Below are 11,926 nucleotides of genomic sequence, written 5' to 3'. Positions count from 1 at the left end.
CCGGAGACGGATCGCGAGGTCCGCCGATAACAGAAAAACTCGCTACGGCCGCCTCGGCCGGAGCAGTGCCTGGGCGACGATGACGCGCTCCCCGTCGAAGGTGACGGCGGGGCCGCCGTGCAGCTCGTAGCCGAGGTCGAGCGCCTCGCTCACCCGCCGGCAGAACGCGGCGTCGTCCGGTCCGGTCAGGACGCGGTAACGGGGCAGGTCGTCGGGTGGTGTGCTCATAAGGAGCAGGATCGCAGAGTCTGTTGGTCCCGTCAGACCCGTTGACCTCCCCGTGCCACCCCCTTACCTTTTTCGGCGTTCGTAATGACAGATGGTGTTCGAGATGTCAGACGACGCATCAGATGACGCCGTGTGTCCCCCAGTGAGAGGCAGGCCCCTCCGCATGAGCCGCGACCGCGACCCCGCTCTGCCCGAACCCCCCAGTCGCAGACTGCTGCTGAAGGGCGCCGCAGCCGCCGGTGCCCTCGCCGCCATCCCCGCCGCCCCGGGCGTGGCCCAGGCGGCCGTCCCGGCCGGGCGCCCGAAGCCGGCCCCCTTCGTGAACCCGCTCGTCCGCAACCGCGCCGACCCGCACATCCACCGGCACAAGGACGGCTTCTACTACTTCACGGCCACCGCCCCCGAGTACGACCGCATCATCCTGCGCCGCTCCCGCACCCTGAACGGCCTGGGCACCGCCGCCGAGTCGGTGATCTGGCGGGCCCACCCCACGGGCCCGATGGGCGCGCACATCTGGGCGCCGGAACTGCACCGCATCGGCGGCAAGTGGTACATCTACTTCGCCTCCGCGCCCGCCGAGGACGTCTGGGCGATCCGCATCTGGGTGCTGGAGAACGCCCACCCCAACCCCTTCAAGGGCACCTGGGTGGAGAAGGGCCAGGTCAAGACGGCCTGGGAGACCTTCTCCCTGGACGCCACCACCTTCACCCACCGGGGCAAGCGCTACCTGGCCTGGGCGCAGCACGAGCCCGGGATGGACAACAACACCGGCATCTTCCTGTCCGAGATGGCGAACCCCTGGACCCTGAAGGGCCCGCAGGTGCGGCTCTCCACCCCCGAGTACGACTGGGAGCGCATCGGCTTCAAGGTCAACGAGGGCCCGTACGTCCTCAAGCGCAACGGCCGCCTGTTCATGACGTACTCGGCCAGCGCCACCGACTCCAACTACTGCATGGGCCTGCTGACGGCCGACGCCGACAGCCACCTCCTGGACCCCATGAGCTGGTCCAAGTCGCCGACCCCGGTCTTCACCAGCAACGACACCACCCAGCAGTACGGCCCCGGCCACAACTGCTTCACGGTCGCCGAGGACGGCCGCACCGACGTCCTCGTCTATCACGCCCGCCAGTACAAGGAGATCAACGGCGACCCGCTGAACGACCCCAACCGCCACACCCGCGTCCAGAAGCTCGGCTGGAAGCCGGACGGCACCCCCGACTTCGGCATACCGGTCGCCGACACGGCCACGGCAGGTGACTGACATGAGACGTGCGTACGCCATCCTCCTCGCCCTGTGCCTGGGCGTGTTCGGCGCCCTCGCCACCGCCGGGCCCGCCCAGGCCGCGCCCCAGACCATCACCAACGGCACCCAGTTCACGGACACCTCGGGCAACCCCGTCCACGCCCACGGCGGCGGGGTCATCAAGGTCGGCTCGTACTACTACTGGTTCGGCGAGCACCGCAACGCCGACAACACCTTCCGGTACGTCGACGCCTACCGCTCGACCGACCTGAAGAACTGGGAGTTCCGCAACCACGTCCTGACCGAGGCCAGCGACCCGGAGCTGGCGACCGCCAACATCGAGCGGCCGAAGGTCATGTACAACGCGTCCACCGGCAAGTTCGTGATGTGGATGCACAAGGAGAACGGCGTCGACTACAGCCAGGCCCGCGCCGCGGTCGCCGTCTCCGACACCGTCGACGGGAACTACACCTGGAAGGGCAGCTTCCGGCCGCTCGGCCAGCACATGTCCCGTGACATCACGGTCTTCACCGACACCGACGGCGCCGGCTACATGATCTCCGCCGCCCGGGAGAACTACGACCTGCAGATCTACCGCCTCACCGCCGACTACACCGGCATCGCGAGCCTGGTCGCCAACCCCTGGCCCAGCGGCCACCGCGAGGCCCCCGCCCTGTTCAAGCGGAACGGCGTGTACTTCATGCTGACCTCGGGCGCCACGGGCTGGAACCCCAACCAGCAGCAGTACGCCACCGCCACGAACATCGCCGGCCCCTGGTCGGCCATGAAGAACATCGGCGACTCGACCACGTTCGGCTCGCAGACCGCCTACGTCCTGCCGGTGCAGGGCAGTTCCGGCACCTCGTACCTGTACATGGGCGACCGCTGGGGCAACTCCTTCGGCGGCACCGTCAACGACTCCCGGTACGTGTGGCTGCCGCTGACCTTCTCCAACTCGACCACCATGTCCATGTCCTGGTCGCCGGAGGTCACCATCGACACGGCCGCCGGGACCATCGGCGGCACGAACGCCACGTACAACACGCTCATCGCCCGCCACTCCGCCAAGTGCGCGGACGTCACGAGTCAGTCGCTCTGGCCGGGCGCCCAGATCAAGCAGTACGACTGCAACGGCGGCGCCAACCAGAAGTACTGGTTCAAGTCCGTCGGAAGCGGTTACTACCAGCTGATGGTCAGGAACAGCTCGCTGTGCGTGCAGGAGAACGCGAGCACGGTCACGCAGGAGAACTGCAACGCCTCCGCCACGAGCCAGCAGTGGTCGCTCACCACCACCGGCTCGTACGTGAACGTCAAGTCCCGCGCGTCCGGCGAGTGCCTGGACGTGAACGGCGCGTCCACCGCCAACGGCGCCGCGCTCATCACGTACACGTGCAACGGCGGAACCAACCAGCAGTGGACGCGCGGGACCTGACCGGCGCTACGCCAGCAGGTCGATCGCGTCGACCGCGGTCCCCGCGCTGAGGAACCCGGTCGTCCCCGACCCGCTCACCACGTCGATCCTGAGCACGTTGTACTGCCCCGTGTCCGTCTTCCAGGCGGACGCGGGGACGCTGTACGTGAACGTGTGGTTGTTGCCGCGGTAGGAACCGTTGGTCAGCGACCGGGTGTCCGACTGGGTCGGCGGGGAGGGGATGGCCGAGGTCCAGGTGTCGTTCACGGTGACCTGCGGCCGGCCGTTCGCGTACGCCGTCGTCACGCCGATGCGCAGGGTGTGCGCGGCCGCGGCCTGCGCGGCGGTCAGCCGGAAGTACACGAGGATGCCGCTGTTGACGTCCTTCCAGAGGTAGCAGGGGAAGGCCGCCGTCTCGCCGTCGCCGATGACGACGTTCCCGGTCCAGGGCGCGGCGCGCACGTCGGACGGATGCGCGTACGTCATCAGGTCCGCGTTCTTGAACCCGGCCGGTGTGCCGTTCCAGTCGCCGATCCGCCAGATCGCGCTCGCGTTCGAGGGGTCGTTGGAGGACGGGATCGCGATCGTGTTCAGGGTGGTGGTCGCACCCGCCGACACGCTCACCGACGTGGTGTACACGGCCAGTTCGCCCTTGAAGACGGTCAGCGTGTACGTCCCCGGCAGCACACCCGTGAGGGAGAACCAGCCGTCCGAGGAACGCGCCGCCCCCCAGTACTGGGCCGCGGAGTTGGCCAGCCCGACCGTGTACGGGTACGCCGTGTCCCGCCCGGAGATCCCGACGCCCGCCACCTTGCCCCGGCCGCTCGCCGGCACGTACCCGGCGATGCCGAGCGAGTCGGCCCACGGCGTGGTCAGCGTGCCCGGGTACAGGGCCGAGGAGGGCGCCCCGCCGTCCGTGAAGGCGATGACGTACGGCCCCTGGAGGCCGAACCGCTGGGCCTCCGTCTGGTTCTGGCCATAATGGAGGATCTCGTACAGGCCGCCGCCGTCCGCGCTCTGGTGGCGCAGCAGGGAGCGGTAGAAGGGGCCGCCGGCGGCCTTCTCGTGGTTGCTGCGCACCATCCACAGGCCGACGCCGCCCGCCGACCAGCCGACGTAGTCGTAGTCCATGACGCGCCGCCGGGCGTAGTGCTTCGAGCGGGTCTGGCCGTCGGACTTCCGGAACACGTCCGAGGCCTCGATGGCGGTGGGCGCGTACGCGTAGGAGTCGGGCTCGTCGTTGAGGAAGGCGCCCTTCTTCACGCGCACGATGTACCGGCTCGCGGGGACGGACGTGTCGGCCTTGTGCGTCCACAGGTAGACGTTGTTCTCGCCGCTGCGGGCCGCGTAGTAGTGCCGCAGCGTGCCGTGCGTGACGGAGACCAGGATCGTCGAACCGGACTGTCTGATGCCCACCGTGGAGGCGCCGAGGCCGGACTCGATGTGCGAGTTCATGCCGCCGTAGCCCTGGTACTCCGTGCCCCGGTGGACCAGGGACGTCAGGTCGCCGGTGGACTTGCTCACCTTGAGGACCAGCTGGGCGCCGGTGTCGATGACGTAGTTCGAGCCGTCGTCGGTCCAGCCGAAACCGGCGGCGCGCGCCGTGCCGGTGAGGGCCGCGCCGACGGCGGCGGTGGCGCCGAGGACGACGGCGCGGCGGCCGACGGATCCGGTCGCGGGTCCGGGCATGGGGGTGCCTCCTGCCGAGGGTGGGGGGAATCGCGGGTGGGAGCGAGAGTGACAGTTGAATCGATTTCGCGAAAGGGCTTTCACCGATGTGCGGCGGGAGATCTGGTGAATGCTGCTGAAGGTCTAGAAAGCGCTTGTCCGGAGCGGTACGGTCCCCCTCCAGGTCTTGTCGTCCGCTGGGAGGAGCCCGGAGTGAGACGTTTCAGCATCGCCGTCGTCGCGGCGGTGACCCTGGGAACGGCGTTGTCGTCCGTACCGGCGCAGGCACACCAGGGCCGCCCGGCCCTGGGCCTCGCGAGCTGCACCGCCGGCACCTGCCACTTCGACGTGCCGCTCGGCACGTACGACGTCCAGGTCACGCTCGGCGGGCCGGCCGCGTCGCGCACGAGCATCAGCGGCGAGACCCGCCGCTCCCTCCTGCCGGAGACGGCCGCACCGGCGGGCGAGCGCGTCACCCGCACCTTCACCGTGAACGTCCGCACGCCCGAGGGCGAGCCCACCGGCCCCGCGGGCACCCCCGGCCTCGACCTGCGGATCGGCGGCTCCGCGCCCGCCCTCGCCGACATCCGGGTCACCCCGGCACGGCAGGCCCGCCAGATCTTCCTGGTCGGCGACTCCACCGTCTGCGACCAGCCCGGCGACCCCTACTCCGGCTGGGGCCAGCAGCTGCCCCAGTACCTCGGCAAGGGCCTGTCCGTCGCCAACTACGCCGACTCCGGCGAGAGTACGGTCTCGTATCTGGGGAACCCGCGACTGTGGGCCACCGTACGGCCCCTGATCCGCCCCGGTGACCTGGTCCTCGTCCAACTCGCCCACAACGACAAGACCACGGACGGGGCCACCTACCGGGCCAACCTGGAGAAGCTCGTGGCGGGCGTCCGGGAGCGGGGCGGACAGCCGGTCCTTGTCACTCCCATCGTGCGGCGCTGGTTCAGCGCCGACGGCACCCTGAACAACGGAACCGCGCTCCTGGTCAACGGCCTGGGCGTCGACCACCCGGCGGTCATCCGCTCCGTCGCCGCCGCGCGGGGCGTCCCGCTGATCGACCTCACGGCGAAGACCAAGGCGCTGGTGGAGTCCCTGGGCGTGGAAGGCTCCAAGGCGCTCTACCTCACCAACGAGGCGCGGGACAACACCCATACCTCCGTGCGCGGTGCGACCGTCTACGCGGGCCTGGTCCGCGACGAACTCGTCACCCGGCATCTGGTGCCGAAGGGCAAGGTGCGGGTGGGATGAGCCCCTGGGGCGCCCCGACCGGAACCGGGGCGCCTCAGGTCCGAACCGTCCGAGCACGAAAGAGACCCGATGCAGCTGCCGCCCGCCGACCGCACGACCAGCCCCTTCACCGGCTACACCCGCGCCCACTGGGAGGCGGCGGCCGACGCCCTGCTCGCCGCCGTCGAGCCCTACGCGAGCGACGACCGCGCCCTGTACCACCTGCCCGGTGACCGGACCAGCTGGTCGGGCCGCCTCTCCGACGGCCTGGAGGGGTACGCCCGCACCCTGCTGCTGGCCGCCTTCCGCCGCGACGAGAAGGCCCTGGAGCGTTATGCCGACGGGCTGGCCGCCGGAGTATCGGGCGTCTGGCCCCGCATCGAGGACCGCAGCCAGCCCCTGGTCGAGGCCGCGTCCGTCGCCCTGGCCCTGCGGCTCACCCGCGACCTGCTGTGGGACCGCCTGGACGACGCCGTACGGCAGCGCGCGGCGGCCTGGCTGGCCGATGCGCTCACGGCCGAACCCTGGCCCTGCAACTGGGAGCTGTTCCCGGTCACCGTGGGCGGTTTCCTCGCCGAGATCGGCCACGAGCCGGACGCGTCCCGCGCGGCGATCGACCGCGGCCTGGAACGGATCGAGCAGTGGTACGTCGGCGACGGCTGGTACACCGACGGCGACGGCCGCAAGTACGACTACTACAACGGCTGGGCGATGCACCTCTACCCGGTGCTGCACGCCTGGCTGGAACGGGACGAGCGGCTGCTGGAGCTGTACGGGGGCCGCCTGGAGCGGCATCTCGCCGACTACGCCCGGCTCTTCGGCGGCGACGGTGCCCCGATGCACCAGGGACGTTCCCTGACCTACCGCTTCGCGACCACGGCCCCGCTGTGGCTCGGCGCGCTGACCGGCCGTACGCCCCTCGCGCCCGGGGAGACGCGGCGCCTGGCCTCCGGGGCCCTGCGGTACTTCCTCGACCGGGGCGCGGTCGACGAGCGGGGCCTGCTCTCCCTGGGCTGGCACGGCCCCGACGCGTCCGTCCTTCAGGGCTACTCGGGCCCGGCCTCCCCGTACTGGGCGAGCAAGGGCTTCCTCGGCCTGCTCCTGCCGCCGGACCACGAGGTGTGGACGGCGCCGGAGGAGCCCGGACCGGCCGAACGCGCGGACGCCGTCACCCCGCTCGGCCCGCCCAACTGGCTGCTGCAGTCCACCCGTTCCGACGGCGTGGTCCGCCTCCACAACCACGGCAGCGAGGACGTCCGCTACGACCCGTACTACACGCGCCTCGCCTACTCGACGGTCACGGCGCCCGCGCCGTCGTACGACAACAGCGTGATCGTGGGCGGCGACCCGAGCCGCACCGGCATCGAACCGCTCGGCGCGGGCGAGGGCTGGGTGGCCTCGCGGCATGCGGCGGGCGGGGGAGCGCGGGTGACGAGTGTCGTGCTGGCGCGCGGGGCGGCGGAGGTGCGCGTGCATCTGGTGTCCGGGGCGGAGCCCGGGACGCGGGTGCGGGTGACCGGGTGGAGCGCGGCGGAAGGCGTCCGCGCGGAACTGCTGCCCGCCCTCGGACTCGGGGACGACCTCACCGGCGTCACCACCGGCGGCCCGACCCTGTTCGCCGCCCTCGCCCGCCTGACGGCGGACCCGGCCCCCGCCCCGCTCGCGGACTTGGTCTCCGTACGGGCGGAGGGGACCGGGGAGCTGGAGGTCCGCTGGAGCGACGGGGCCGGGGTTCGGGTCCGGCTGGACGGTTCGGGGGTGGACGTCACGGCCGGGGAGTGACGGGCCGGCTCACGTCGTCGGCGCTCCCCGGCCGCTCAAGGGGGATGCCTGGGCGGGGATGCGGGCGACCGAGCCGTAGCGGCGGGTGCGGCGGGCGTACTGCTCCATCGAGTCCCACAGGGTGCGGCGGTCCACCGCGGGCCAGGGGGTGTCGAGGAACAGCAGCTCGGCGTAGGTGGCCTGCCAGGGAAGGAAGTTGGAGGTCCGCTGGTCGCCGCCGGTACGCACCAGCAGGTCGACGTCGGGCAGTTCGGGGACGTGCAGGCAGCGGGCGAAGGCGTGCTCGGAGAGGGAGCCGGGGTCGACCCGCCCGGCGACCGCTTCCTGGGCGAGTTTCGCCGCGGCTGCCGTGATCTCGGCGCGGCCGCCGTAGTTCACGCACATGGTCAGGGTCAGTCCGGTGTGGTCGCGGGTTTCCCGTTCGGCGTCGAGGAGTCTCTCGACGACGTCGGCCGGGAGGCGGGAAGGCGTGCCGGCCCAGCGCACCCGGACGTCCACTTTCTCGGTCACCAGACGATGTACCACCTGGGGGATCTCGTACATCAGGGTCTGGAGTTCGTCGGCGGGGCGTTTCCAGTTCTCGGTGGAGAACGCGTACAGGGTCAGGTGCTCCAGGCCGATCTCCAGGGCGCCGTGGACGACGTCGACCAGCGCCTCGACGCCCCGCCGGTGGCCGTCGGTGCGGGGCAGGCCGCGGGCGGTGGCCCAGCGGCCGTTGCCGTCCATGACGATCGCGACGTGGCGGGGCATGGCCTCGGCGGGCAGCCGGGGCGGGCGGGCGCCCGAGGGGTGGGGAGGGGGAGGGACGACCGGGCGCCGCCGCGCGGCCTGCAGCCGCTCCTCCTCGGGACCGTCGGGCGTCTCGGCCGGCGCGGGTTCCGGCGGGCAGGGCTGGACGGGGAAGGGGAACAGGCCCCAGGACAGCGCGGCCTTCGCCCGGGCCGGCAGCAGCAGGCGCAGCCGGGCGCCGCGCGGCAGGGCCGGGCGGCGGTGCAGCAGCGCGGCGGGGGCATCGGCCGCGGCCTTCAGACGCAGCCGGTACAGGTCGGTGTAGGCGCCGAGCGCGACACCGACCGCCGGGTGTAGCACGGGCGGCAGTGCCATGCGGTCCAGCCAGGTGCGCGCCTGCTCGGCCAGGCGGCGCGCGAGGTCCTCGAACTCCGGGGTGGTGCGCCGGGCCAGCAGGTCCGTCCGGCACACCCCGGCCTCGTCCAGGGCCTCCTGCGGCAGCGGCACATGGCCGCGGCCGAGGTCGTCGGAGAGGTCGACGAGGGCGTCGGTGAGGTAGATCGCCTCCACGGCGGTCTGCCACAGCACGGCCACGTCCGGCACGTTCGCGGCGATCGCCTCCGGCTCGGCGGACACGCCCGCGGCCCGCAACAGCAGCGAGCCGGCGCGCAGCACGAGCGGGGTGTTGATCAGGCTGTTGTAGCGCCGCCACTCCTGCCAGGTGGCGAACTGCCGTCCGTGCACGTCCTGGCGCAGCTCCTCGAACAGCGTGTGCAGGAACCCCGGCGGCAGGTTCCAGGTCAGCATGGTGTGGATCAGCGCCTGCCGCACCGGGTCGCTGCCGCGTCCCGCGCGCAGGTCCGCGTCGAACGCCGCGATCCACGCCTCCAGCCGCCCGGCCCGCCCCGGGTCCGCCGCGCCGTCGGGCCCGACCGCGTCGGCCAGGTCGTCCACGGCCCGGACGGCGCCGTACAGCGCCCAGGTGGCGATCCGCAGCGGCGGTGGCAGCAGCAGCGAGACGGCGTACTCGATCTCGCCCGTCGCGCGGGTGGCGCGGCGGCACGCCTCGTAGCCGCGGCGCAGGGCCGCGTCGTGGATGCCGCTGCGCCGGTAGACACAGGTGGGGGGCACGGCGGGAGAACTCACCTCACGCCTCCTCTTCCGGGTTCGAAGGTGCTTGCCGGGGGATCCAGGCCAGGGCCAGGGCGCTGCCGACGGCGGTGAGCAGGAAGCCCAGCAGCAGGCCGCCGAGGTTGGCGGCGATCAGGCTGACCAGGGACAGCACGGCGGCCAGGACGCCGGAGAAGTAGCGCAGGGCCGGGTTGCGCCACGTCGTCACACCGGCGACCACGAACAGGGCGCCCAGGATCCACGAGGCGGCGCCCGCGGTGCCGGTGAACCGCAGGAAGCCCAGCCCCACCCAGGAGACGCAGATCAGTTCGAGTCCGCCGAGGCCCAGCAGCAGCCCCGCCGTGAACGGGCGGCTCCGGCGCCATCCCCGCCACCCGGAGCGCCGACCGGGTCGCACCGCCGTCGTCATCGGGTGGTCCCCGGCGCGCAGCCGCCCTTCCCCCGGCGCATGTCGATGGCGACACCCCGGGTCGTGATCGTCCCGGCCGTGAAGGCGTGCGGCTGCGTGGTCACCTCGCTGCCGCTGACCTCCCGCGCGCCGACGGTGAACAGGCCCGTGGGCCGGTCCAGGGAGACCCGCGGGGTGCCGAACGTCGCGCCGGAGAGCTTCACCGACCCGGCCGTGGCCTTGCCCGCCTCCACCGTCAGGCCCGTGGCCGAGGCGTGCTCGATCCGCACGACGGCCGTCACCGCTCCGACGAGCGGCAGCCGGGCCGTGGAGGTGACGCAGGCGTCCTCCACGGTCGCCCGGTCCAGCCGCGTGGCCAGCGCGGGCAGCAGCCCGCCATGGCCCGAGGCGGCCGGGGAGGCCGACACGCCCGACCCGGAGACCCGCGCGGCACGGACCGTGACGGGAACCTCTCCCGCGAACGCCACGGAGACGGCGCCCGCGGCGCTCCCGGCCAGCAGGACGCACGCGCCGACGAGCAGGGGAGCCAGCGCCAGAGCGAACCGTCGGCGGCTCGTCCGCCCGCCGCATGTCCTCATGGGGACGTCGTCATCGATCACGACCGGCCCAACGATCGTCCCGGGCCGAAGTACCGCCAAGCTCACCATCGGCTGATAGGACCTCGCGGGGATGGCACGTCATGGGCAGCGGGCCGGGGGAGATGACGATGCGGGCGCGCGGCCGGTAGCGGTGACCGGGGACGGCGCGCAGTTGCCAGCGGGCGGCGATGGTGGCCACGGCCGTGAGGATCTGGTTCATGGTCAGCGCGTCGCCGACGCACTTGCGTACCCCCGTGCCGAAGGCGACGTCGGAGCAGCGGGCCAGGCTCCTCGCGCGCTCGGGCAGCCAGCGGTCCGGGTCGAAACGCAGCGGATCGGGGTGGACTTCGGGATTGCGGTGCAGCGCGTAGGTGCAGTAGGCGAGTTCGGTGCCGGCCGGGAGTTCGGTGGTGCCGAGGCGTACGGGGACGAGGGCGCGCCGGCCCAGCATCCAGGGGGCGGGGTGCAGGCGCAGCGTCTCCTTGACGACCCGCCGCGTGTAGTCGAGCGCGGGCAGGTCCTCGGCCCGCACGGGCCGCCCCCGCAGGACGGAGCCGATCTCCTCGTGCACCCGCCGCTCGACGTCGGGGTGGAGCGCCAACTCGTGGAAGACGTGCGGCAGTACGTCCTTCAGGCCGTGGGTGGCGGCCCAGAGCAGGAACAGCGTGTCGGCGATGATCTGCCGGTCGCCGAGCGGCTCGTCCGTGTCGGAGTAGCGGGCCCTCAGCAGCTGGGAGAGGACGTCGTCGCCGGTCGCGCCCTGGCCGCGGAGGTGGGCGAGGGAGGCGGCGACGGCGGCGCGCAGACCGGACAGCGCCCGCCGGAACCCGCCGGTGCCCGGTACGTGCCGGAGGTGGGCGAGTCCCGGGAGGGCGAGGCGCCAGTACATCCCGGGGGTGGTGCGGGCGCTCAGGGCCGCGAGCCCGGCCGTCACCCGGTCGAGTGCCGGTGTGTCGCCGCAGACGGCGCGGGCGTTGACGCGGTAGGCGAGGCGGGCCATCTCCTGGTCCACGCGGAGGGTGGTGCCGGGCGTCCAGCCGGCGACGGCCTCGTGCACGGCATGCCGGAGCGCCGGTGTCCAGGCGGCGATCCGGCGGGGGTGGAACGCCGGTTGCACGGCACGACGGTGCCTCAGGTGCGAGGCGAAGAGCGTCAACCCCTCGAAGCTCATGTCCATCACCAGGCTGATGCCGAACTGGGAGCCGATTCCGGCGGTGATCCGGGCCTGGGAGTAGCTGCGGGCGTCGGTCACCAGGAGCTGGTGCAGGAGGTCCGGCGAGTTGACCAGATAGACGTCGGGCGTGAAGGCGGGGCCCCGCATCCGCACCAGGGGCCCCAGTTCGTTGAGCGACGCCATGAAGCCGAGCGGGTCACGCAGGAGCTTCAGGCCGTGCCCGAGCAGGGGCAGTGCTCCGGGGGCGGTGGGGACGGCGGGGGGAGGCACGGAAGCAGCCACGGGCCCTCTCTGCATCGGATCATGTGCACATACTGTGATCGCCAATGTACCTGCG

General features: G+C 72.3%; 10 protein-coding genes. 4 read left to right on the top strand and 6 right to left on the bottom strand.

Annotation, left to right across the window (positions count from 1 at the left end):
• Positions 1-42: 42 nt before the first annotated feature.
• Positions 43-228: a DUF1737 domain-containing protein gene (locus ABZ386_RS13315; RefSeq protein WP_351334985.1), complete on the bottom strand. Its 186-nt coding sequence runs from the start codon at positions 226-228 to the stop codon at positions 43-45.
• A gap of 163 nt (positions 229-391) precedes the next feature.
• On the opposite strand from ABZ386_RS13315, the gene ABZ386_RS13310 reads away from it, so the two are divergent.
• Together ABZ386_RS13310 and ABZ386_RS13305 are read left to right on the top strand one after the other, a co-directional pair.
• Positions 392-1,489 carry a glycoside hydrolase family 43 protein gene (locus tag ABZ386_RS13310; RefSeq protein ID WP_358964763.1) on the top strand — a complete coding sequence of 366 codons (1,098 nt, stop codon included), beginning with the start codon at positions 392-394 and terminating at the stop codon, positions 1,487-1,489.
• 1 nt (position 1,490) lies between these two features.
• Positions 1,491-2,903 (top strand): RICIN domain-containing protein, encoded by a 1,413-nt coding sequence (locus ABZ386_RS13305; protein ID WP_351334990.1) that lies wholly within the window; start codon positions 1,491-1,493, stop codon positions 2,901-2,903.
• Positions 2,904-2,909: 6 nt separating this feature from the next.
• Here the strand turns inward: ABZ386_RS13305 and ABZ386_RS13300 are convergent, their stop codons facing one another.
• Positions 2,910-4,571, bottom strand: coding sequence for a rhamnogalacturonan lyase B N-terminal domain-containing protein (locus ABZ386_RS13300; protein ID WP_358964762.1), 1,662 nt, complete (start codon positions 4,569-4,571; stop codon positions 2,910-2,912).
• 192 nt (positions 4,572-4,763) lie between these two features.
• On the opposite strand from ABZ386_RS13300, the gene ABZ386_RS13295 reads away from it, so the two are divergent.
• Entirely contained in the window at positions 4,764-5,807 is a 1,044-nt protein-coding gene (locus ABZ386_RS13295) for a rhamnogalacturonan acetylesterase (protein ID WP_358964761.1), read from the top strand.
• 69 nt (positions 5,808-5,876) lie between these two features.
• Positions 5,877-7,568, top strand: a complete 1,692-nt coding sequence (locus ABZ386_RS13290; protein WP_358964760.1) for a DUF2264 domain-containing protein — start codon at positions 5,877-5,879, stop codon at positions 7,566-7,568.
• A gap of 9 nt (positions 7,569-7,577) precedes the next feature.
• On the opposite strand, the gene uppS is transcribed toward ABZ386_RS13290, so the two are convergent.
• Genes uppS through ABZ386_RS13270 form a run of 4 tightly spaced genes read right to left on the bottom strand, consistent with a single transcriptional unit; the run spans position 7,578 to position 11,871 of the window.
• Positions 7,578-9,443, bottom strand: coding sequence for a polyprenyl diphosphate synthase (gene uppS, locus ABZ386_RS13285; RefSeq protein WP_358964759.1), 1,866 nt, complete (start codon positions 9,441-9,443; stop codon positions 7,578-7,580).
• Between the two features lies 1 nt (position 9,444).
• Positions 9,445-9,837: a DUF6114 domain-containing protein gene (locus tag ABZ386_RS13280; protein WP_358964758.1), complete on the bottom strand. Its 393-nt coding sequence runs from the start codon at positions 9,835-9,837 to the stop codon at positions 9,445-9,447.
• Positions 9,834-10,436, bottom strand: coding sequence for a DUF6230 family protein (locus tag ABZ386_RS13275; RefSeq protein ID WP_351335010.1), 603 nt, complete (start codon positions 10,434-10,436; stop codon positions 9,834-9,836). The genes ABZ386_RS13280 and ABZ386_RS13275 overlap by 4 nt, the downstream gene beginning before the upstream one ends.
• The gene (locus ABZ386_RS13270) at positions 10,426-11,871 is read right to left on the bottom strand and encodes a cytochrome P450 (RefSeq protein WP_351335013.1); all 1,446 of its coding nucleotides are present in this window, start codon (positions 11,869-11,871) and stop codon (positions 10,426-10,428) included. The genes ABZ386_RS13275 and ABZ386_RS13270 overlap by 11 nt, the downstream gene beginning before the upstream one ends.
• Positions 11,872-11,926: the final 55 nt, after the last annotated feature.

Source organism: Streptomyces sp. NPDC006140 (assembly GCF_040628815.1).
Classification (GTDB): domain Bacteria; phylum Actinomycetota; class Actinomycetes; order Streptomycetales; family Streptomycetaceae; genus Streptomyces.
Note: the sequence above shows the minus strand (reverse complement) of the source record. Positions and strands in the feature narration are given on the sequence as shown.

Coding starts and splice junctions, on each gene's coding strand:
- ABZ386_RS13315 (WP_351334985.1), bottom strand. CDS start 228: ATGAGCACACCACCCGACGACCTGCCCCGTTACCGCGTCCTGACCGGA.
- ABZ386_RS13310 (WP_358964763.1), top strand. CDS start 392: ATGAGCCGCGACCGCGACCCCGCTCTGCCCGAACCCCCCAGTCGCAGA.
- ABZ386_RS13305 (WP_351334990.1), top strand. CDS start 1,491: ATGAGACGTGCGTACGCCATCCTCCTCGCCCTGTGCCTGGGCGTGTTC.
- ABZ386_RS13300 (WP_358964762.1), bottom strand. CDS start 4,571: ATGCCCGGACCCGCGACCGGATCCGTCGGCCGCCGCGCCGTCGTCCTC.
- ABZ386_RS13290 (WP_358964760.1), top strand. CDS start 5,877: ATGCAGCTGCCGCCCGCCGACCGCACGACCAGCCCCTTCACCGGCTAC.
- ABZ386_RS13280 (WP_358964758.1), bottom strand. CDS start 9,837: ATGACGACGGCGGTGCGACCCGGTCGGCGCTCCGGGTGGCGGGGATGG.